This is a genomic window from Pseudomonas sp. JY-Q, assembly GCF_001655295.1.
Classification (GTDB): Bacteria; Pseudomonadota; Gammaproteobacteria; order Pseudomonadales; family Pseudomonadaceae; genus Aquipseudomonas; species Aquipseudomonas alloputida.
On sequence record NZ_CP011525.1, the window covers coordinates 4429643 to 4450161 of the forward strand.

At 60.5% G+C, this 20519-nt stretch carries 21 protein-coding genes; 4 read left to right on the forward strand and 17 right to left on the reverse strand.

All coding sequences use genetic code 11. The annotated features are described in order from the left end of the window. Positions 1-17: 17 nt before the first annotated feature. From AA098_RS19955 to AA098_RS20035, 17 genes are all read right to left on the reverse strand, one after another. Entirely contained in the window at positions 18-368 is a 351-nt protein-coding gene (locus AA098_RS19955) for a flagellar protein FlaG (protein WP_064614946.1), read from the reverse strand. Positions 369-444: 76 nt separating this feature from the next. After that, positions 445-2193 (reverse strand): flagellin, encoded by a 1749-nt coding sequence (locus AA098_RS19960; RefSeq protein WP_004575774.1) that lies wholly within the window; start codon positions 2191-2193, stop codon positions 445-447. 395 nt (positions 2194-2588) lie between these two features. Further along, on the reverse strand, positions 2589-3518 hold the full coding sequence (locus AA098_RS19965) for a ketoacyl-ACP synthase III (RefSeq protein ID WP_003254453.1): 930 nt from the start codon (positions 3516-3518) through the stop codon (positions 2589-2591). Between the two features lie 499 nt (positions 3519-4017). After that, the gene (locus AA098_RS19970) at positions 4018-5583 is read right to left on the reverse strand and encodes a flagellar hook-associated protein 3 (RefSeq protein WP_004575773.1); all 1566 of its coding nucleotides are present in this window, start codon (positions 5581-5583) and stop codon (positions 4018-4020) included. 13 nt (positions 5584-5596) lie between these two features. Continuing rightward, positions 5597-7639: a flagellar hook-associated protein FlgK gene (flgK, locus tag AA098_RS19975; protein WP_054888711.1), complete on the reverse strand. Its 2043-nt coding sequence runs from the start codon at positions 7637-7639 to the stop codon at positions 5597-5599. 12 nt (positions 7640-7651) lie between these two features. Next, on the reverse strand, positions 7652-8806 hold the full coding sequence (gene flgJ / locus AA098_RS19980) for a flagellar assembly peptidoglycan hydrolase FlgJ (RefSeq protein WP_060538764.1): 1155 nt from the start codon (positions 8804-8806) through the stop codon (positions 7652-7654). 11 nt (positions 8807-8817) lie between these two features. After that, positions 8818-9927 carry a flagellar basal body P-ring protein FlgI gene (locus tag AA098_RS19985; protein WP_004575771.1) on the reverse strand — a complete coding sequence of 370 codons (1110 nt, stop codon included), beginning with the start codon at positions 9925-9927 and terminating at the stop codon, positions 8818-8820. Between the two features lie 12 nt (positions 9928-9939). Further along, positions 9940-10635, reverse strand: a complete 696-nt coding sequence (flgH, locus tag AA098_RS19990; RefSeq protein ID WP_003254461.1) for a flagellar basal body L-ring protein FlgH — start codon at positions 10633-10635, stop codon at positions 9940-9942. Positions 10636-10671: 36 nt separating this feature from the next. After that, complete coding sequence (flgG, locus tag AA098_RS19995) at positions 10672-11457, reverse strand: flagellar basal-body rod protein FlgG (protein ID WP_003254462.1); 786 nt, start codon at positions 11455-11457, stop codon at positions 10672-10674. A 47-nt stretch (positions 11458-11504) separates the two neighbouring features. Next, entirely contained in the window at positions 11505-12245 is a 741-nt protein-coding gene (flgF, locus tag AA098_RS20000; protein WP_003254463.1) for a flagellar basal-body rod protein FlgF, read from the reverse strand. Positions 12246-12405: 160 nt separating this feature from the next. Continuing rightward, entirely contained in the window at positions 12406-12597 is a 192-nt protein-coding gene (locus AA098_RS20005) for a hypothetical protein (protein ID WP_003254464.1), read from the reverse strand. A 70-nt stretch (positions 12598-12667) separates the two neighbouring features. Continuing rightward, positions 12668-13990 (reverse strand): flagellar hook protein FlgE, encoded by a 1323-nt coding sequence (gene flgE, locus AA098_RS20010; RefSeq protein WP_064614947.1) that lies wholly within the window; start codon positions 13988-13990, stop codon positions 12668-12670. Positions 13991-14018: 28 nt separating this feature from the next. Then, on the reverse strand, positions 14019-14720 hold the full coding sequence (gene flgD / locus AA098_RS20015) for a flagellar hook assembly protein FlgD (protein WP_003254468.1): 702 nt from the start codon (positions 14718-14720) through the stop codon (positions 14019-14021). A 12-nt stretch (positions 14721-14732) separates the two neighbouring features. Next, positions 14733-15176, reverse strand: coding sequence for a flagellar basal body rod protein FlgC (flgC, locus tag AA098_RS20020; RefSeq protein ID WP_003254469.1), 444 nt, complete (start codon positions 15174-15176; stop codon positions 14733-14735). Positions 15177-15178: 2 nt separating this feature from the next. Next, positions 15179-15589, reverse strand: coding sequence for a flagellar basal body rod protein FlgB (gene flgB, locus AA098_RS20025; protein WP_012051595.1), 411 nt, complete (start codon positions 15587-15589; stop codon positions 15179-15181). 472 nt (positions 15590-16061) lie between these two features. Then, positions 16062-16889 (reverse strand): protein-glutamate O-methyltransferase CheR, encoded by an 828-nt coding sequence (gene cheR, locus AA098_RS20030; protein ID WP_004575768.1) that lies wholly within the window; start codon positions 16887-16889, stop codon positions 16062-16064. A gap of 51 nt (positions 16890-16940) precedes the next feature. Continuing rightward, the gene (locus AA098_RS20035) at positions 16941-17870 is read right to left on the reverse strand and encodes a chemotaxis protein CheV (RefSeq protein WP_003254476.1); all 930 of its coding nucleotides are present in this window, start codon (positions 17868-17870) and stop codon (positions 16941-16943) included. Between the two features lie 77 nt (positions 17871-17947). Between AA098_RS20035 and flgA the strand changes: the two genes are divergently transcribed. The 4 genes from flgA (at position 17948) to AA098_RS20055 (ending at position 20519) form a co-directional block, all read left to right on the forward strand. Further along, positions 17948-18700, forward strand: a complete 753-nt coding sequence (gene flgA / locus AA098_RS20040; RefSeq protein WP_003254477.1) for a flagellar basal body P-ring formation chaperone FlgA — start codon at positions 17948-17950, stop codon at positions 18698-18700. 164 nt (positions 18701-18864) lie between these two features. Beyond that, entirely contained in the window at positions 18865-19179 is a 315-nt protein-coding gene (gene flgM, locus AA098_RS20045) for a flagellar biosynthesis anti-sigma factor FlgM (protein ID WP_003254479.1), read from the forward strand. Positions 19180-19228: 49 nt separating this feature from the next. Beyond that, complete coding sequence (locus AA098_RS20050) at positions 19229-19696, forward strand: flagella synthesis protein FlgN (RefSeq protein ID WP_003254480.1); 468 nt, start codon at positions 19229-19231, stop codon at positions 19694-19696. 79 nt (positions 19697-19775) lie between these two features. Next, positions 19776-20519: a flagellar brake protein gene (locus AA098_RS20055; protein WP_003254481.1), complete on the forward strand. Its 744-nt coding sequence runs from the start codon at positions 19776-19778 to the stop codon at positions 20517-20519.

Below are 20519 nucleotides of genomic sequence, written 5' to 3' on the forward strand. Positions count from 1 at the left end.
ACAAATGCCGTGCCAACTCAGACCTGGGTATCGAACAACAGGCTGTTGGCGTCTTTCAGGTTTTCCGCCAGTTTCAGTGCCACTTCGGATGGCAGCTGGCGGATGACTTCGCCGCTTTGGCGGGCTATGACCTTGACCACCACCTGGCCGGTGGAGTCATCGATCGAAAAGTCGAGTTGTCGCTCTGAAGCCTTGACGAAGTCTTGGATGGCACTGATGGCGCTTTCCAGGTCTTGCCGAGCTTCAGGTTTGGGTTGTTTGTCGACCGGCTCGCTGGCTGCCGGGCCGCTTGCTTGCCGCTTGCTCGTCGATGTGTCGGGCGCAGCGGAGGCGGGATAGGACAGGCCCAGTTTCACGCTCATATCCATGTCTTACACCCCTTATTCTCGGAAAGACGAAAGGGTACGTCGCCGTACCCTTCGTCAAACTACTCAGCTTTTGAAATTAGCCCAGCAGTTTCAGTACCGACGACGGCAGCTGGTTGGCCTGGGACAGGATCGCGGTGGAAGCCTGTTGCAGGGTCTGCTGCTTGGTCAGCTCGGCGGTTTCAGCAGCAAAGTCGGCGTCCTGCACACGGCTGCGGGCAGCGGTGGAGTTTTCCGAGATGCTGTTCAGGTTGGCTACGGTGCTGTCGAAGCGGTTTTGAACGGCACCCAGTTGGGCGCGCTGGCTGTCGACCTGGGCGATAGCAGCATCCAATGCTTGGATCGATATCTGCGACGACTTAGCGTCAGTAATGCTGAGGTTGGAAACGGTAGTTTCCATTGCAACTGCCGTCGCACCAGTTTTGCCGGCTAGACCGAGAGCGGCGAGACCAGTACCTGCACTACCGTCAGCAACAGTAATGTCTTTGTCGGAGAACAGCGACAGCTTACCATCATCAGTCAGACTGGCAGTAACACCCGTGCTAGCGCTATTGATCGCCGAAACGACGTTCTGAGCGCTGGAGCCCTTGGCGAACTTGACTTCTACACCATTCAGAGTAATCGAAGTATCTTCAGTAGTTTTAGCTTCAGAAGTACCAGCAGTCAGGCCCAACTGAGCCAAGGAACCGCTTTGATCATTCGAGAGACGAACATCGCTGCCATCTTTCGAAACGATATTCAAACGACCATCAGCATCGATTTTGGTTTTGGTTGCGTCGATAGTACCGATAGCGTTGATTTGAGTGAGAACAGAGTCAATATCAGCACCTGCAGCCCAAGTAACCTGAGTGTCATTGACCTTGATAGTGCCACCAGCAGCAAGAGTAGTTGCGCCAGTTGCAGGGGTTGGAGTACCTGCACGAACAGCGTTAGTGGTGCCGGTAGCTAGACCAACAGCGGAAGCACCAGCGCCGGAAATTTCTATATCTGCCAAGGCAGACATGGTGAAGCCATCAGCGTCAGTAAAGCCTACAGTGGCGGTATTATCACCAGTCGCAGCTCGCAGAGCGGCTTGCATCTTAGTAGCAATAGCTGCACCTTCGTCACCAACCTCTACCAATACAGATTGATTACCGATAGCGAAGCCGAATTCCGCAGCGAAGCCGCCTCCACCAGCCTTAATCTCGTCTGGTACTGATGTGCTGTTCACGACCGCCGCACCCACCACCGGCGCTGGAGTGGTCAGCTTAGTACCCAATGCAGTGGCAGTCAGCCCCCCCATTTCATTACCAGCAACAGTTGCCTCGCTGTAAGATCCTTTTAGACCAGTTGCACTGATGTCAGTCATGCCGAACGAAATTGTTTCGTTAGCGCTAGCACCAATCTGGAAACCGATGTTCTGGAAAGAGCCGTCCAGAATGTTACGACCACCGAAGGTAGTGGTGTTTGCAATACGAGTCAGCTCACCCGACAGAGCGGTGAACTCCTGCTGCAGGGAAGTACGGTCATCATCGCTGTTCGAGCCGTTAGCCGACTGCAGGGCCAGTTCGCGCATACGCTGCAGAATGCTGGTCGATTCCTGCATCGCACCTTCAGCAGTCTGAGCGATGGAGATGCCGTCGTTGGCGTTTTTCACGGCAACGCTCAGGCCTTTGATCTGGCTAGTCAGACGGTTGGCGATCTGCAGGCCAGCGGCGTCGTCTTTGGCGCTGTTAATTTTCAGGCCAGAGGACAGGCGGGACATGGAGGTGCCCAGCGCGTCGGAAGCACGGTTCAGGTTCTTCTGAACGCCCAAGGAGGTGATGTTAGTGTTAACGGTCAAAGCCATGACGAATTCCTCGTTGTATGGATACTGCGGCTTCCGGCCCTGGCGACAGCCGGGTGTGGCCTAGAGAACCTTCGTAATGGTTATCGTCGGGTGCGCGGGTTGCTTGAGGTTTTTTTCAAAAAAAAAATACTGGCATGGGGCCAGCCCTGAGAAATCAAGGGGTTAAGGGCGGTTTATTGGCGTCAAAAACTGTTCGAACTGGGGCTGAATGCCTCATCCCGTCTGTAGGAGCGGGTTCACCCGCGAACACCGGCGAAGCCGGTGCCATAGACCGAGCTGCCTTCTTCGCGGGTGAACCCGCTCCTACAATGGGCTGCGTCAGGCAGAAGTTTATTTTCGGCACAAAAAAAGCGCCGGGCGGTGGCCGCCGGGCGCTTTTGTGGGCTGACAGGGGATCAGTCGCGGTACAGGATGGCCGAGCCCCACGACAGGCCCACGCCAAAGCCACTGATCGCCACGCGCTTCCAGCTGCCATCGAGCATATGCTTCTGCAGCAGCAGCGGAACACTGGAGGACACCGTATTGCCGGTTTCCAGCATGTCCTTGACGAACTTCTCCGGGTGTTGCTCTTCAAAGCGTCGCGCCACGGCGTCGACAATCGCCGCACTGCCTTGGTGGATGCAGAAGGCGTCGATATCCGACGACTTCAGGCCGCTGGCGTCCAGCAGCTCGTGCAGGTGCGCTGGCACTTTGATCAGGGCGAAGTTGAATACCTGGCGGCCGTTCATGAAGAACTTGCCGTCGCTGACTTTCAGGTGCTCAGCACCGGAACCATCAGTGCCGAAACGCGCCTGGCCCAGGTTCCAAACCGCGTTTTCACCCATCCAGGTTGCCGTGGCGGCGTCGCCGAACAGCATGGTGGTGTTACGGTCTTCCGGGTCGACGATCTTCGAATACGGGTCGGCGGTGATCAGCAGGCCGTTCTTCAGGCCTGCCGCCTCCATGAAGCCTTTGATCGCATACAGGCCATACACATAGCCGGAGCAGCCCAGCGACACGTCGAACGCCGCCACGCGGGTAGACAGGCCAAGTTTGCTCTGGACGATGGCTGCGGTGTGCGGCAGGCCTTCTTCGTCGCCGTTCTGGGTGACCACGATCAACGCATCGATCGATTGCGGATCAAGGTCGGGGTTGCTGGCGAACAGCGCCTGGGCGGCTTCTACGCACAAGTCGGAGGTTTCTTGCTCTTCGGCCTTGCGCGGCAGGAACGACGCACCGATCTTGCCGAACATGAACTCTTCGTCCTTGCCGAACTTCGCACCCTGAACGTAGTTGTCCAGGCCAGCGGTGGGCACGTAACTCGCAATGCTTTTGATGCCAATCATTCTGGCTTCCCAATGAAAACAGCCAAAGACCACCACTCGATGAATTGAGGGCGCCAAATACCGGAGCGGTCACCGCCAGGGGTTGTAGCCAGGGCTCGCCTGCGCACCGGTAACAAAATGCTGCAACAGCTGCTGCATAGAATACAGGGAAGATGAGCGTTTTGACTCATTGGTCACATTGAAATGCTACGAAAGCCGTGGCGAGGGTGTGGGGACTGGGGAATTTGCGGAATGACCGGGCGGGTACTGGACCCCGAATGATCAGCTTCGCAGCAGATATCGATGGGGCCGCTTAGCGGCCCTTTCGCGACGCAAGGCCGCTCCCACGAACGCCACCTTCAGAAGAGAGGAGGACCTGGAATGCCCCAAGAAGCTGGACATCAATCCAACCCTTGGGGGGGCAGCCGAAATACGCCACCTCCAGGAGAGAGGAGGACCTGTGGGAGCGGCCTTGTGTCGCGATAGGGCTGCGCAGCAGCCCCAGGATCAGGCAGGCAGACTAGATCTTGTCGAACAGGCTTAGCTGAGAAATGCGCGCAAACGCCAACTGCGAAGCTTCAAGCATGGCCTGCTGCAGGGTCAGCTGAATGGTGGCCGAGGCCATGTCAGTATCGCCAATGGCACTTTGTGTGCTTTGGTTGGCCAGCCCCAGGCTTTCGTTTTCCTGCGCCTGAATATCCAGCGAGTTGCCCCGCGCACCGATCGAACCACGGGTAATGTCGATACGATCCCGGGCACTGGCCAGGTTGGAAATCGCCGAGTCGGTGGCGGTTTTCAGTGCAGCCTGCGCCTCGGGTGTGTCCAGTGGCTTTTCGAGAGCGCTGCGTAGCTGGCCCAGGGTGTCCAGTACGTTCTGCGTGCGATGGGTATTGGCATTGACCGAGAACTGGTCGCCTTGCTTCGGCGCGCTGTCGAACTGGTAGGTAACGCCTGCCACCGTCACTGCGTTGCCCGCCCCTACTGTACCCGAGCCAATCGGCTTGCTTTCGGCACTGTACGGCTGCGCATACAGAGAATACTCGGTGTCGCTGGTGAAGCGGATCACCGCGCCGTTGCTTGGGAAGGTGCTACGGTAAGCTTCCGGGTCGGTGACGCTGGTGCCGGTAACCTGCGCCGTCGACGGGTTACCCGCGCTACGCGTCGCCGTGAGGGTATCGGGCTTGGCTTCGAGGGTGAACACATGGCCGGCAACGACGGCGTCAGCATCGTCACCTTCCGCCAGGTTCAGGTTGATCTCGAAGTCGACACCGCGCAGCGAGATCATCTTGCCGCCTTCGGTATTGACGTCGAACTTGCCCTTGCCGGCGGTTTCATTGGTGATGTCATTGCCGGCGGCATCCCTCACGCTGTACTCGGTGGCACTGGTGAAGGTGACAGAATACGGCTGACCAGCGGCAAACTGATTGCCGTAGGTGGTGGCCGAGGTCAACAGGCCGCCAGACAGCAATACCTTGCCGTCATCCGGCGACGGTGCTACCAGGCTCGACTGGGTGCGGCTGTTGTTGGTGGCCTGGTCGAAAATGCTGTAGCCGGTGTCGTTGGTCGCCAGGCGCAAGGTGTCGGACACCTGCAGGCTCAGCTGGGTCTGGTCGCCCTGGTAGCTGTAGGTGCCGTCGGCGTTGCGCACATAGGGCGGGGTCGACGACTTGGAGCCGCCAAACATGTAGTCGCCGTTGGCATCGCGCGAGTTCAGCAGACCGAACACGTTGGCTTCAATTTCCTTGATCTCGCTGGCGATCGAGGTACGGTCGGCATCGCTCAGGCCCCCGTTACCCGCCTGGATCGCCAGCTCGCTGGCACGCTGCAGGGCATCGTTGATGGTCGATAGCACGCTCTCTTCCTGCAGCAGGGCGTTCTTGACCGTGGTCATGTTTCCGCTGTACTGCTCCAATAAGGCGCTCTGTTGCTGCAGCACCAGCAAGCGCGCAGCGCCGACCGGGTCGTCACCGGCCGACTGGATGCGCGATTTGGAGGTGACCTGTTCGGTAATCTTGGCCAGGTTGGAGTAGTTCTGGGAGTAGCTAGTGGCGCTGGTCTCATAGAACTGAGCAGTTGAAATACGCACGGTCCGCTACTCCTTACAGGGCGTTGATCAGGGTGGAGAAGGTTTCTTGCGCCGCCTTGATGATCTGCGACGACGCTGTGTAGTAGTGCTGGAACTTCACCAGGCTGGCCGCTTCGTCATCGAGGTTGACGCCCGACACTGCGCTGCGGCTTTCGGTCGCAGACTTGAGCACTGCCTGGGTCGCCGTGGTGTCAATGGTGGCCTGGCTGGCCTTGGCCCCTACCCGCTCGACCAGAGAGGCGTAGGCCGAGGTGAAGCTGGTACCGGTGCCGGAATTGGTGCCCACGGTCGACTTGGTCTGCAGATCCAGCAGCGCGTTGGCATTGCGGTTGTCCGCCTTGCCGTCGGCATTGAACGACAGGGTAAAGCTGTCATTGGCCGCAGGGCTGCCACCGATTGTGGTCTCGACGGCAAAGGTACGCGGGTTACCGCTACCATCCAGAATCGGGTCGCCGGCCGCATCCAGCATCGGCACGGCGATGGACAACTTGTTGTCCTGCCCAGGCACCACGCTGCCGGTACCAATCTGGGTGCCCTTGGCATCGAACAGCTTGTAGCCCTGGGAGCCACCGCTGGCAGCGTCGAACACCACGCGCACCGGCATCGAATCGCGAATCGACTGCTGGATCAGCGCGGTATCGGCACCGCCGTAGATGTCCAGCGACTCGCTCAGGGTCGGCTGGGTGATGGTGCCAGTACCGCTGTTGCCACTGCCCGAGGTCGCGCTGACAGGGCCGGCGAAGGCCAGCTTGTTGGCATCGGTCAAGGTCGTGGTAATGCTCCCGGCAGCTGCACGGGTGGGGATGACCTTGAAGCTGTCGCCGGCCGCCAGGCCGCCGCCTTTCAACGCCAGGCTGAAACCATCGATCACCGGTGCCGGGTCGGCATTCAGGTCGAAGCTGCCCATGTCGGTGCCGTCCGAGCGGCGCACACTGTACTGGTTGGCGCTGGTGAACTTCACCTCGTAGTCGTAGGTGGTCAGCGCACCGCTGTTGGCGATGGTGACATCCAGATTGCCAGAGCCGGCACTGTTGTTCGACGAGGCCAGGCTGCGCTGGGCAATGGCGGTGGCGCTGTTGATGCTGGAGAACAGCGAGCTGCCGAACTGGCCGTTGGCATCCAGGCCCTGCCCCAGCTGGCTATTGATGCTGTCGGCGACGACCAGGGCAACGCGACCAAGCTCGTTCATCGACGGCGTCAGCACGTCCTGGCGATAACGCAACAGGCCGCCAATGGCGCCACCGGACACCACCGAAGTCACGTCCGAGCTGAACGAGTCATAGTTGATGCGCAGGGCAACCTGGCTCTTGTCGGCCACACCCGGCTCCACCGACAAGGTGTTGGCCTTGGTTCCGGTGACCAGCGATTGGCCACTGCCCAGGTACACGTCGTAGTTGCCATCACGCTCCTGCACCGTCACCCCTACCAGCTCGTTGAGCTGGCGCACGGCTTCGCTGCGCGCATCCAGCAGGCTGTTGGGGGTGTTGCCGGAGGCGCTGGCGGCGGTGATCTGCTTGTTGTACTCGGCAATGTTGGCGGTGAGCTTGTTCACCTGGCCGGCCATGGTGTCGAGCTGGGAGTTGATCGTGGCGTTCTGCTGGGTCAGCTGGGTGCTCACCGCGTTGAAACGGTTGCTGAGGGTTTGCGCCTGGGTCAGCAGCAGCTGACGCGAGGCAACGTCACCCGGTTTCGCCGCCGCAGTCTGCAGGGCCGAAAAGAAGGCGGTAAGGACCGAGCTGATGCCGGTGTCACGGTCGGCCAGCAGTTTGTCGACGCTGGTGATCTGATCCTGGAACGTCAGTGAGTCTGCCTGCAACGAGGTGGCTGTCTGCAGCTGGTTGTCCAGGTAGGAACTGTAGATGCGACGCACATCCGCCAGCGTGGTCCCGGTACCCAGGAAACCTGCGCCAATGTTATGCGAGGGCCCCGCCGCCTGAACTGTCTGCTGGCGCGAGTAGCCACTGGTCGCGGCGTTGGCGATGTTGTTACTGGTTACCGACAAGGCCGCCTGGCTGGCACTCAGGCCACTCAGGCCGATGGAAATCAGGCTCGACATGATTTAGTCCTTTTATAAGTTCGTGGTTCTGCCAGCCATGGCGTATTGCGGGGTTGACTGCATTTGCTGGGCAATGCTGATGATTTTCTTCGCATAGCCCGGGTCGGTCGCATAACCTGCTTTTTGCAGCTCTCTTGCAAACTGCTCAGGGTTATCGGCCGCATCCAGCGCACCTTGATAGCGAGCATTGCTCTGCAGCAAGGTAACGAGATCGTGGAAGCTGTCCTGGTAGGAGTCGTAGCTGCGGAACGCCGCGGTTTCCTTGACGAACTGGCCATCGCGGAATTCGCTGGTGATCGCCCGCGCCTGCTCGCCTTGCCAGCTGCCGGTGGCTTTGATGCCGAACAGGTTGTGGCTGCTGCTGCCGTCGCTGTTGCGCATCACCGACTTGCCCCAACCGGTTTCCAGCGCGGCCTGGGCCACCAGGTAGCGTGGGTCGACACCAATGCGCCGGGCGGCCTGCTCGGCCATTGGCAGCATGGTGGCGACGAAGGCGTCGCTGTCGGTGAAAGCCTTGTTCGGCGCCAGCGGTGGCTGGGCCACGGCGCGGCCGACAATGCGCAGGCCGTTGTCCGGTACGGCGAAGGCCTTGGCGACTGCCTGACCGTCACGGGCAGGCACGGCGGCGTTATTGGTGGTTTGCGCCGACGGCACGATACCGGCCAACAAGCGGTCGGTGAGTTTGCTGGGCAAGGCCAGGCGCCGCGCGTTGAGTGCAGCAACGTCATTGCGGGTAGCGGACGAGGCCATGGCATGCGCTGGCTCCGCCACCTTGTTGCCCCACAATGCCGGACCACCGCTATCAACGCGCGGGAACGGGCTGGTATTGGCCGCTGCACTGCGGCCCTTGGTCAGCTGGCGCACCAGCACGTCCTGCAGGCCGATACCGCCACCTTCGCGAGACATGCTCACGGCCAACTGCTGGTCGTACATGTCACGGTACTGCTTGACCGTTTCGGTGTTCATCGGGTTGTCGTCGGCCAGCACGTCACTGGCCTTGCGCGAGGCCTTGAGCATTTCGCTGATGAACAGCGACTCGAACTCCTGGGCCACCTTACGCACATTGGCTTCGCTGTCGCGATCGCCGTGCTTGAGGGCACTCAGACGGTTGAGGTCGGTGTAGGCGCCGCTGTCGGCACTACCGGATACCTGGCTTTTGATATTCATCCGCGCCGTCCTCAAATCACGATCAGGTCGGCCTGCAAGGCGCCGGCCTGTTTCAAGGCTTCGAGGATCGCCATCAGGTCGCCGGGCGCTGCGCCCACCTGGTTCACCGCGCGGACGATTTCATCCAGCGTGGTGCCCGGGCCGAACTTGAACATCGGCTTGGCTTCCTGCTCGGCATTGACCCGCGAGCGTGGCACCACGGCAGTCTGGCCATTGGAGAAGGCACCCGGCTGGCTGACGATCGGGTCTTCGGTGATGGTCACGGTCAGGCTGCCGTGGGTCACCGCCGCCGGCGACACCTTGACGTTCTGGCCGATGACGATGGTGCCGGTACGCGAGTTGATGATGACCTTGGCCACCGCCTGGCCCGGGTCGATTTCGAGGTTTTCGAGGATCGACAGATAATCCACGCGCTGGCTTGGGTCCATCGGCGCGCTGACCCGTACCGAACCACCATCCACGGCCTGGGCCACGCCAGGGCCGAGCAGGTCGTTGACCTTGTCCACGATGCGCTTGGCGGTCGTGAAGTCGGGACGATTGAGGTTCAGGGTCAGGGTATTGCCCTGGTTGAAGCCGCTCGGCACCGCACGCTCGACACTGGCACCACCCGGAATACGACCGGCCGACGGCACGTTGACAGTGATCTTCGAGCCGTCACGACCTTCGGCATCAAAGCCGCCCACGACCAGGTTGCCCTGGGCAATGGCGTAGACATTGCCGTCGATACCCTTGAGCGGGGTCATCAACAGGCTGCCGCCGCGCAGGCTCTTCGAGTTACCGATCGACGACACGGTGATGTCCACCACCTGGCCCGGCTTGGCGAACGGTGGCAGGTCGGCATGCACCGACACTGCGGCAACGTTCTTCAGCTGCACGTTGCCGGAACCGGCCGGCACCTTGATGCCGAATTGCGACAGCATATTGTTGAAGGTTTGCAGGGTGAACGGCGTCTGGGTGGTCTGGTCACCCGTGCCATTGAGGCCCACCACCAGGCCGTAACCAATCAACTGGTTGGAACGTACGCCAGAGATGCTGGCAATGTCCTTCAGGCGCTCGGCCTGGGCAGCGAAGGCGCAGGACAAAAGCAGGGTTGTGGCAATCAGCTGCCTTACGTTGAACATGGTCATCCGTACTCAGAAAGGCCAAAGCGGGCTGATGAAGAAGCGGTCCAGCCACCCGGGCTGGCTGGCATCGGCGAACGAACCGGTACCGGAGTAGGTGATGCGCGCGTCGGCCACACGGGTGGACGGCACGGTGTTGTCGGTGGCGATATCGTCAGCGCGAACCATACCGGCAATGCGCACCAGCTCTTCGCCGGTGTTCAGGGTCAGCCACTTCTCGCCGCGCACGGCGATGATGCCGTTGGGCAGCACCTCGGCCACGGTGACGGTGATCGAACCGGTCAGCGTGTTGCCCTGGGTGGCTTTGCTGTCGCCCTTGGTCGCGCGATCGCCGCTATAACCGGCCTCCAGCGAAAGGTCACCGCCACCGAACGGATTATTGGTGTTGGGCGTGCTACCAAACAGCGAAGTCAGGCCAATGTCGGTCTTGCTGGTCTTGGCGATCTGCGAGCCCGCGTTCTTGCTGGCGGACGTGCGCTCATTGAGCGTGATGGTGATGATGTCACCCACCCGGAACGCCTTGCGGTCGCTGTACAGGTTCTGCTCGAAACCAGCCTGGTAGATCGAACCGTTGTTGGCCGCTGCCGGCAACGGGGTGCGCGGCAACACCGGCGCATAGTACGGGTCGTTGGGCTTGGGCGTCGGTGCGACGCAACCTGCCAGCAACACCGCCCCCCCCAGGGCGAAAACGGACAACAGACGATTCATGACACTTACCTCACGGGCGCAGCTGAGTGACAGGGCTTAGAGCTGTTGAGTAACGAACGACAGCATCTGGTCGGCCGTGGAAATGACTTTGGAGTTCATCTCATAGGCACGCTGAGTGGTGATCATGTTCACCAGCTCTTCCACGGTGCTGACGTTGGAGTTCTCCAGCGTCTGCTGCAAGGTGGTGCCAAAACCGTTCAGGCCTGGGGTGCCGACCTGCGGTGCACCACTGGCGGCGGTCTCGAGGAACAGGTTGTCGCCGATCGCCTGCAGGCCAGCCGGGTTGATGAAGTCGGCGGTCTGGATGTTGCCGATCACCTGTGCAGCCGGGTTGCCGGCGGTGGTGATCGACACGGTGCCGTCCTGGCCAACGGTGAAGGTCTGGGCGTCGTTAGGCACGACAATGGCAGGTTCCAGGGCGTAGCCGTTGGCGGTGACGATCTGGCCATCGGAGTTCAGGTGGAAGGTGCCGTCACGGGTGTACGACACCGTGCCGTCCGGCTGCAGGACCTGGAAGAAACCGCGGCCGTTGACTGCCATGTCCAACGGGTTTTCGGTGGTTTGCAGGCTGCCGGCGACGAAGCTTTTCTGGGTGCCCACAATACGCACACCGGTACCGACCTGCAGGCCCGAGGGCAGCTCGCTGTCCTGAGTCGACTGGGCGCCAGGCTGGCGCTTGATCTGGTAGAGCAGGTCTGCGAATTCGGCGCGATCACGCTTGAAGCCGGTGGTCGAGACGTTGGCCAGGTTGTTGGAAATGACCGTCAGGTTGGTGTCCTGAGCGGACAGGCCGGTTTTAGCGACCCAAAGAGCCGGAAGCATGTGAGTTCTCCTCGTGCGCCTGTTTTACGGCACCCGTTCAAAAGTGATTAGCCGATTTGCAAAACCCGAGCCATGGCTTCGTCGCCTTCCTTGGCCGTATTCATCATCTTGACGTGCAGTTCGAACTGGCGGGACAGCGCCAGCACCGAGGTCATTTCCTCGACAGCGTTGACATTGCTGCCCTCCAGGAAGCCAGCCACCACCCGCACGTTGACGTCGGCATCGGCCGGCTGACCGGAGGCGGTATGGATCAGGCCGTCCAGGCCCTTTGTCAGGCCTTTGGTGTCCGGGTTGACCAGCTTGATGCGGTCGACCTCGGCCATCACCCGCGGGTCTTCACCCATGGAGCGGATGCTGATGGTACCGTCGGCACCCACTTCCACTTTCTGCTCCGGCGGGATGGCGATCGGGCCACCGTTGCCGATCACCGGCATGCCATTGCCGGCACGCAGCACACCGAGGGCATCGATGTTCAGGCTACCGGTACGCACATAGGCTTCGCTGCCGTCCGGCGCCTGCACGGCGATAAAGCCTTTGCCGGTCACCGCCACGTCAAGGTCGCGGCCAGTTTCGACCAACGGGCCTTCACTGAAGTCGGTGGCCGGGCGCTCGGTCATGGCGAATGCACGCGCCGGAAAGCTGTCACCGAACACCGGCATCGAGCGGGCCTGCTCCAGGTCGCGCTGAAAACCGTTGGTGGAAATGTTCGCCAGGTTGTTGGCGTGGGCCTTCTGCGCCAGCGCATTCTGGCTGGCGCCGGTCATGGCCACATAAAGCAACTTGTCCACAGTTTCTCCTCTGCGCGTAGCTGCCGCGCTGTCACTGGGCAGGTTCCAAGCAATAATTGAACCAAGTCTGAAACACCCGTTTTACGGGGCTTTCAGCGCGGCAAAGGGCAATAACCGTCAGTTTGTCGGCGGATGTTTGCCGCCTGCGGCAAAGGCTTGCTCAATGGGCGCGGCAGGCGGCGTTGTTGTAGGGGCCGGAATGGCGCACCCAGCCTTTGCCCGGGTTGTGGGCCGAACACAGGTAGCGGCCGGTGACCAGGCTTTGCCATTGATAGAACGGGGCGGGGGCGGCGGGGGCCGGCAGAACCAGCACCAGCAAGGGGAACAAGGCCAGTAACGACAGCCGCTTCATTGGCGTGAACCTTCACATTCTTGGGGCCGCGTTGCGGCCCCAATTACAAACACCACAGCCAAAACAATCATCAGGTCATCTGAATGATGGTCTGCATGATGGTGCTTTCAGTGGAAATGGTCTTGGCATTGGCCTGGTAGTTGCTCTGCGCCTTGATCAGGTTGACCAGCTCGCCGGTCAGGTCGACGTTGGAGTCTTCCAGGGCACCACCGGAAATCTGGCCGAGGGTACCGGTGTCCGGAGCGCCGACCACCGGCACGCCCGAGGCATAGGACTCTTTCCAATTGGTACCGCCAATCGGCGTCAGGCCCTGCAGGTTGGCGAAGCTGGCAATCGCCACCTGGCCGATCACCTTGTCCTTGCCGTTGGTGAAGCTGGCAAACAGGTAGCCGCTTTGGTCGATGCTCAGCCCCGACAGCTCACCGGTGGCGAAGCCATCCTGGGTTTTGGCGATTTCTGCGGACGACGCGTTGTATTGGGTGGCACCCAGCATGTCCAGCTTCACACCGTCCGCGTTGGCGATGGCGCCATTGGCCGACCACTCTCCGGCGGCATTTTTCTGTGCCGGGATCCAGTCGTTGAGCTGGAAGATCTTGTCTTCGCCAATGCTCAGGCCGCCCGCGACGTCACCCGCAGTCATTGCATCCTTGTCCAGCGTACCATCGGACTTGAACGGCACGGCGTTGACCAACGGCGTGGTGGAAGCCGGGTCAGCCGGGTTGCGCCCATCGATAGTGGTGTGCATCGACCAGGTATTGGTCGTGTCGTCCTTGATAAAATACTGATTCATCTGGTGTTCGTTACCCTGGCTGTCGAACACCGGGGTATTGAACGTGAAGTTGTACGAACTGGCGTTGGTGGGATCGAAGGGCGTCACCGACGGGGAGGTCGCGGCCGAGTTCAGGTTGATCTTCTCGGTGATGAGGCTGGTCGGCTTCGGCGTCAGGTTGGAAGTATCGATCTGCAGGTCAGTCAGGATGCCCTGGATGATCTTGCCATCTTCGCCGACCGCATAACCCTGCAGGTTGGCACCCGAAGCATTCACCACATAACCGGCCTTGTCGCTGTAGAACGCGCCCGCACGGGTGTAGATCTTCGAGCCGTTGTCGTTCAGGGCAAAGAAGCCGTTGCCATCAATGGCCATGTCCAGCGCCTGGCCGGTGGCATTGATATTGCCTGGTGTGAACAACTGCGAAACCGCAGCGGTCTTTACCCCGGTGCCGATCACGGTCTTGCCCGCACTGGTGCCGCGGATGGAGTTGGAATACTGGTCGGCGAACTCGGCACGCGACGACTTGAAGCCGGTGGTGGCGACGTTGGCAATGTTGTTGCCGGTAACGTTCAGGGCCTTGTTTGCTGCATAGAGGCCGCTAAGGCCGATATTGAAAGACATGTGTAACTCCTGTCGTTTTGCTCAGGCCCTAGATGCCGATGCTTTGGATTTTGGAAAGCGCAACACTGCCCAGCCCGGCCAGGTTGAGCGTCATCTCCGAACCGTTGCTACCCATGGTCACACTGGTTACCGAGGCCGGCAGGTTGGTGGTCATGGCCGTGGCCTTGCCATCGATCGAGGCGGTGGCCTTGAAGGTGTAGGTCCCGGCGGCCGCGACTTCACCGTCATCGTTCAGGCCATCCCAGGTAAAGTCGATGCTGCCAGACTTCTGGGTACCGAGCTCGATGGTGCGCACCAGCTTGTCGTCCTTGTCGTAGATCCCCACCGAGGTGGAGGTACTGGACGACGTCAGGTTGACCGAGCCCTTCATGTCCTTGCTGGTATCGACCACGGCCTTGTCGGTCTGGACAATGACATTGCGCCCGACCAGCGAGGAGGCCTGCAAGGCCTGGGAAGATTGCAGCCCGGCCGCGATGTAGGTCACTGCGTCGTTCAACGACTGCATGCTTTCCAGGCTGCTGAACTGCGCCAACTGGGCCACGAACTCGCCGTTTTCCTGCGGGTCGAGCGGGTTCTGGTTCTGCATCTGGGTGACCAGCAACTGCAGGAACGCGTCCTTGCCCAGCGCGCTGCCGGCGGCACCGGTAGAACTGTCAGTCTTGGACGTCTGCTTCTGCAGCGAGGTCAGATATGCGCTGCCGACGTCTGTAGTGGAATTGGTGGTGGTCATGTCGGCTTCCTATCACTGCCCCAGGGTCAGCACTTTCTGCATCATGTTCTTGGCCGTGTTCATCAGTTCAGCGTTGGTCTGAAACGCGCGGCTGGCGGAGATCATGTCAGCCATCTCCTCGACCACATTGACGTTCGGGTAGTAGACGTAGCCGTCCTTGTTCGCCGCCGGGTGGTTAGGCTCGTAGCGTGCTTCCAGCGTGCTCTGGTCTTCGACGATGCCTTTTACCTGCACGCCCTGCCCTGCCTCGCCCTGGTCTTCGAACAGCGACTGGCTGCTGCCGGCCTGCGCATTCTGGAAGGTGGTGGCGAACACCGGGTGGCGGGCGCGGTACGTCTGGTCGATGCTCGAAGACACGGTCTCGGCGTTGGCGATGTTGGACGCCACGGTGTTCAGACGCGTGTTCTGTGCGCTCATGCCGCTACCGGCAATGTTGAAGACACTGGAAAGGGACATGGTCATTCTCCCCGCAGGGCGGAAACCAGCCCTTTGAATTTACTGTTGAGCAAGGTGAAGCTGGCCTGGAAGCCAATCGCGTTTTCCGTGTAGTTCGATTGCTCGATCTGCGCATCCACGGTGTTCTGGTCGATCGACGGCTGCAGCGGTGTACGGTACTTGAGGGTATCGTCAGCCGCGATGGCGAGGCCTTCGGCTTCGATATGCCGGCTGTTGGTACGGTCCATGGCGAAGCGGCCGCCTTGCTGCTTGCTGGTCTCGGCGGCGAGCACCGAAGAAAAGTCCATGTCACGCGCCTTGTAATTGGGCGTGTCGGCGTTGGCGATATTGTTGGCCAACACCTCGGCGCGCTGAGCGCGGAAGCCCAGGGCCTTTTCGTGGATACCAAGCGCCTTGTCGAAACTGATGCTCATGTCGGGGAAACCTTCAGAGGTTGACCGGAATTTCGTTGAGCTTGGTTTAGCAAGGGCTGTGCCAACCACGAAGAAGCCCCTGTTCATGGGGCTTGGCGGAATCGTACTGTCAGACTGATGCCAGAAAAGCGGCAAAGGCCTTCCGCCTGAGGTGACAAAAGCGGCAATTGATGGGCGGCAAAAGCGGCAAAACAAAAAATTGACGTCAGTGTTTTCCTGAGCGGGCCTCTTCGCGGGTAAACCCGCTCCTACACGCGGCCTGTGCCCAACCACCGACCTATGTCCACCCCCGATCCGTCGTAGGAGCGGGTTTACCCGCGAATACGGTAGCGGCAGCAACGGTGAACGGCGGGTGAAGATTGGCCAGCAGGGCCGACCTCTTCGCGGGTAAACCCGGTCCTACGGGGAGCTCGGCAGGAACAGCGGATAGGCAAACAAAAAGACCGGCATCTCTCGATACCGGCCTTCGTGCTTACTTGGCCTGGTAGATGATCCCCGGGCTGCACTGCACCATCTGGTAATGGTCCGGCAAGCCGTTCAGCGCTTCCGAGGCGCCGAGGAACAGGTAGCCACCTGGCTTGAGGGTACTGTGAATGCGCAGCAGGATGTCCTTCTTCACCTGCGCCGAGAAATAGATCAGCACATTGCGGCAGAACACGATGTCGAACTTGCCCAGACTGGCATAGCTGTCGAGCAGGTTGAACGAGCGAAACTCGACACGGCTGCGAATCGCTGGCTTGACCGCCCAACGCCCCGGCCCCTTGGGGTCGAAGTAGCGCTGCAGGCGCTCCTGGGACAGGCCGCGGGCAATCGCCAGGCTATCGTATTCGCCGGTCTTGCAGTTGGTCAGCATGGTGCCGGAGAGGTCGGTGGCGACGATCTGCGCCCCCATCTTCAACTGACCGAGGTTGCTGCGCTCGAACTCGTCGATCGCCATCGAGATGGAATACGGCTCCTGCCCCGACGAACAGGCCGCCGACCACATGCGCAGGCGCTGGCCGGGGTTGTTGCGGATGAACTCGGGGATCACCTTGTTCTTCAACACCTCAAAGGGGTAGGTGTCGCGAAACCACAGGGTCTCGTTGGTGGTCATGGCATCGACCACCTGCTCGCGCAAACCACCGCGCGGCTGGGCCTGAATGCGCTGCACCAGCTCACCCAGGCTCTTGATGCCCTGTTGTTCCATCAGCTTGTTGAGACGGCTGGAAACCAGGTACTGCTTATTCTCGCCCAGCAGGATGCCACAGGCTTTCTCCAGGAAGACCCGGAACTGTTCGAAATCCAAATTACCCGTAGACACTACTGCCGCCTCTTTTCAATCACTGGTGCCGGGGGCATGCCCCCGGCTGCTTCAATGCGCTGCCTTGATCCGGTCGACCACCCGTTGGGCCAGGTCGTCCGGCTTGAACTTGGCCAGGAAGTCATCGGCGCCGACCTTCTTGACCATTGCCTGGTTGAACACCCCGGAAAGCGAAGTATGCAGGCAGATGTGCAATTTTTGCATGCGCGGATCGCTGCGAATCTCCGCGGTTAGCGTATATCCGTCCATTTCCGGCATTTCAATGTCCGAGATCATCATCAGGAACTCTTCTTCCGGCTTTTTGCCCTCATCCACCAGCTGACGCAGGTAGTTCAGCGCCTGACGGCCATCATTGAGCGCCACCACCTCGACCCCAACGGTCTGCAGGCAACGGCTGACCTGCTTGCGCGCCACTGACGAATCGTCGACGGTCAGCACCCGCATCAACACCGCCTTGTCCTGCACTTCGGCATCGATCACACCGGCCGATACCGACTCGGACGACGGCGACACTTCGGCCAGCACCTTCTCCACGTCGATGATCTCGACCATGCGGTTGTCCACCCGGGTGACCGCGGTGAGGTAGTGATCACGGCCGGTACCCTTGGGTGGCGGATGGATCTCTTCCCAGTTCATGTTGACGATGCGCTCCACCGAATGCACCAGGAAGCCTTGGGTCTTGGTGTTGTACTCGGTGATGATCACGAAGCTGTTGCGTGTGTCTTCCTGCAGCGGTCGCAACCCGGTGGCCATCGACAAGTCGAGGATCGGGATGGTCGACCCACGAATATTGGCAACGCCACGCACCACAGGGTGCGCCTTGGGCAGCAGGGTCAGCGCAGGGCATTGCAGTACTTCCCTGACCTTGAACACATTGATGCCGTAAAGCTGTTCGCCATTGAGGCGGAACAGCAGCAATTCCAGGCGATTCTGCCCCACCAGCTGCGTGCGCTGGTTGACCGAATCCATAACACCCGCCATGCCAGACTCCTTAACGTTTCAGCCTTTCGTTGCAACTCAGGTAGCGAGTCGGCACGGGCTTTGCTTTTTTGAGTGTCATGCACACGAAAACGACATTTTCCCGACGATTGACACGCCTGCTGACTGGCCCGCTGGCCACGCTGTGCCTGCTGATGCCCGGCGTTCGCACGGTGGCGAACGCGTTCACCTTGCCTGAACAGCTTATCGGTGTCACCCAAGGGTTTCTTGAATTCACCGTTGAAGATTATCTGTCCACTACCCAGACCGCCGGCCGCTATGAAATCCAGGTCAACCCGCTGGACCCACGCCTGCGCATGCCGTTGTGCAGCCAGCAGCTGGACGCCTCACTGGAAAGCCCGGCCCAGCCGCTGGGCCGGGTGACGGTACGGGTACGTTGCAACGGCGCAGCACCGTGGACGGTATTTGTGCCGGCCACCGTGCGACTTTTCCGCGACGTGGTGGTGGTGACCCGCCCGCTCAAGCGCGACAACACGGTCGGCGAAGGTGACGTGGCCCTGCGCGAGCGCGATGTCGGCACCCTGGGCCAGGGCTTTCTGACCGAGCTGGACCAGGCGGTGGGCATGAAGATGCTGCGCCCCACGGTGATCGACCAGGTGCTCACCCCGCAACACCTGGAACAGGCCGAGGTAGTGCGCAAGGGTGACCAGGTGGTGATCATTGCCCGCAGTGGCAGCCTGAGTGTGCGCATGCCGGGCGAAGCCCTGAGCAAGGGCGGCCTGAGCGAGCAGATCCGGGTACGCAACCTCAATTCAAAACGCGTGGTCAAGGCCAGGGTGACCGGCCCGGGCCAAGTCGAGGTCAGTATGTAGGCCAGCCACCAGATTGCGCTGGCAGTGAGGAACCGCTTTTCCTAAACTGTGTCAGAACACGGGTTCGCGGGCTTGCCGACAGGCGGCAATGCATTTGTGCCTAAAGTTTATATCGGGTTGGCCGAAAACAAGGCAAGCGTCCAAATACCCAGAGGTTTCTGATCATGGTCATCGACTTCAGTCGTTTGAATAACTCTCCGTCCGTCACGGGCGGCGTGCGCGGCAACACCGCGTCCGGCAGCGCCGAAAAACCGGCAGCCAGCCAGGAAGCGGTGAAAGACACCAGCGCCAGCGGAGAGGCGGTACACCTCAGCCAGGAGGCACAGCAGTTGCAGAAAATCAGCGACAAGCTGCGCGACGAGCCCGTGGTCAACAGCGCCCGTGTGGCCCAGTTGAAGCAGGCAATCGCCGACGGCAGCTACCAGGTCGATGCCGGCCGGGTCGCCAGCAAACTGCTTGATTTCGAAGCCCAGCGCTGACCGTACGGCGCGCTGACTTCACGGACGCCAGAAAAGCCAAGAGTTAGCCATGCACGACACCACCTTGCTGCAACTGATCGAAGATGACATTGCCCCGATGCAGGAACTGCTCGACCTTCTGCACAAGGAAGCAATCGCCCTGCATGGCCGCGACATGCCGCTGCTGGAGCAAATCCTGGCGCGTAAGCAGTCGTTGATCATCTTGCTCGAGCAGCACGGCCAGCGCCGCAGCCAATTGCTCGGCAGCCTGGGCCTGAGTGCCGACCGCACCGGCGTGCAGGCTGTAGCCGCGCAGTCACCCCATGGTGATGTGATGCTGCAGCGGCTCGACATGTTGTCGCAACTGATGGACGAGTGCCAGCAGGTCAACCAGACCAATGGCCGGATCATCCAGGTGCAGCAACACGTCACCAACAACCAGATTCGCATCCTTCAGGGCGGCGACTCGCCTTCGCTCTACGACAGCCGTGGCAGCACCTCGCCGCTGGCCAAGCCGCGCGCGCTCAGCCAAGTGTGATTTTTCTATCAAGGCACAGAACATAGTGGCAAAATGCCGTTACTTGCGTGTGTCGCTTTTGCCTGGAGAACGATAAGCTGTGTTCAATGAATCCGATGCCCCGCAACCACCCAAGGTGTTGAGCACCCCCTTGGAGATTGCGGCCAACTTGCGGCAGCTGCAGGAAAGCCACGACCCCCTGATCATCACCTTCCATGACCGCAGCCAGCGCTTCCAGAGCTATGTGGTGCACGTGGACCGCGAAAGCAACACCCTGGCACTGGATGAGATGATCCCCCGTGACGGCGAGAAATTCATTGAGAACGGTGAGCACTTCCGTGTCGAAGGCTTCCACGATGGTGTACGCATCGCCTGGGAATGCGATCACACGCTGAAAATCAGCGAAGTCGACGGCCACCGTTGCTACAGCGGCGCCCTGCCACAAGAGATGACCTATCACCAGCGCCGGAACGCCTTCCGCGCCGCGCTGAAGCTATCGCAGCTGGTCGACATCATCCTCGACGGTGCTCACCTCAAGGGCAACGGCGCCATGCGAGGCAAGCTGCTGGATATCTCGGCCACTGGCTGCAAACTGCGCTTTGAAGGCAATGTCGAAGACCGTTTGCAACTGGGCCAAGTGTATGAGCGTTTCAAGGCGGGCAACCCACTGGGCCTGGTGGACACCATGGTCGAGCTGCGTCATCTGCACTATGAAGAGCGCATCAACACCACCTTTGCCGGCGTACGCTTCCACAACCTGAGCGGCCAGGCTCAACGCAAGATCGAGAGTTTCGTGTACCAGCTGCAGCGTGAAGCTCGGCGGTTCGACAAGGACGATTATTGA

Bases quoted from the DNA above. Each gene is read 5' to 3' on its own strand.
- AA098_RS19955 (WP_064614946.1), bottom strand. From the start codon at position 368: ATGGATATGAGCGTGAAACTGGGCCTGTCCTATCCCGCCTCCGCTGCG.
- AA098_RS19960 (WP_004575774.1), bottom strand. From the start codon at position 2,193: ATGGCTTTGACCGTTAACACTAACATCACCTCCTTGGGCGTTCAGAAG.
- AA098_RS19965 (WP_003254453.1), bottom strand. From the start codon at position 3,518: ATGATTGGCATCAAAAGCATTGCGAGTTACGTGCCCACCGCTGGCCTG.
- flgK (WP_054888711.1), bottom strand. From the start codon at position 7,639: ATGTCGAGCCTGATTTCCATCGGCCTGAGTGGCCTGAGTGCCAGCCAG.
- flgJ (WP_060538764.1), bottom strand. From the start codon at position 8,806: ATGAATATCAAAAGCCAGGTATCCGGTAGTGCCGACAGCGGCGCCTAC.
- AA098_RS19985 (WP_004575771.1), bottom strand. From the start codon at position 9,927: ATGTTCAACGTAAGGCAGCTGATTGCCACAACCCTGCTTTTGTCCTGC.
- flgH (WP_003254461.1), bottom strand. From the start codon at position 10,635: ATGAATCGTCTGTTGTCCGTTTTCGCCCTGGGGGGGGCGGTGTTGCTG.
- flgG (WP_003254462.1), bottom strand. From the start codon at position 11,457: ATGCTTCCGGCTCTTTGGGTCGCTAAAACCGGCCTGTCCGCTCAGGAC.
- AA098_RS20005 (WP_003254464.1), bottom strand. From the start codon at position 12,597: ATGAAGCGGCTGTCGTTACTGGCCTTGTTCCCCTTGCTGGTGCTGGTT.
- flgE (WP_064614947.1), bottom strand. From the start codon at position 13,990: ATGTCTTTCAATATCGGCCTTAGCGGCCTCTATGCAGCAAACAAGGCC.
- flgD (WP_003254468.1), bottom strand. From the start codon at position 14,720: ATGACCACCACCAATTCCACTACAGACGTCGGCAGCGCATATCTGACC.
- flgC (WP_003254469.1), bottom strand. From the start codon at position 15,176: ATGTCCCTTTCCAGTGTCTTCAACATTGCCGGTAGCGGCATGAGCGCA.
- flgB (WP_012051595.1), bottom strand. From the start codon at position 15,589: ATGAGCATCAGTTTCGACAAGGCGCTTGGTATCCACGAAAAGGCCCTG.
- AA098_RS20035 (WP_003254476.1), bottom strand. From the start codon at position 17,870: ATGGCGGGTGTTATGGATTCGGTCAACCAGCGCACGCAGCTGGTGGGG.
- flgA (WP_003254477.1), top strand. From the start codon at position 17,948: ATGCACACGAAAACGACATTTTCCCGACGATTGACACGCCTGCTGACT.
- flgM (WP_003254479.1), top strand. From the start codon at position 18,865: ATGGTCATCGACTTCAGTCGTTTGAATAACTCTCCGTCCGTCACGGGC.
- AA098_RS20050 (WP_003254480.1), top strand. From the start codon at position 19,229: ATGCACGACACCACCTTGCTGCAACTGATCGAAGATGACATTGCCCCG.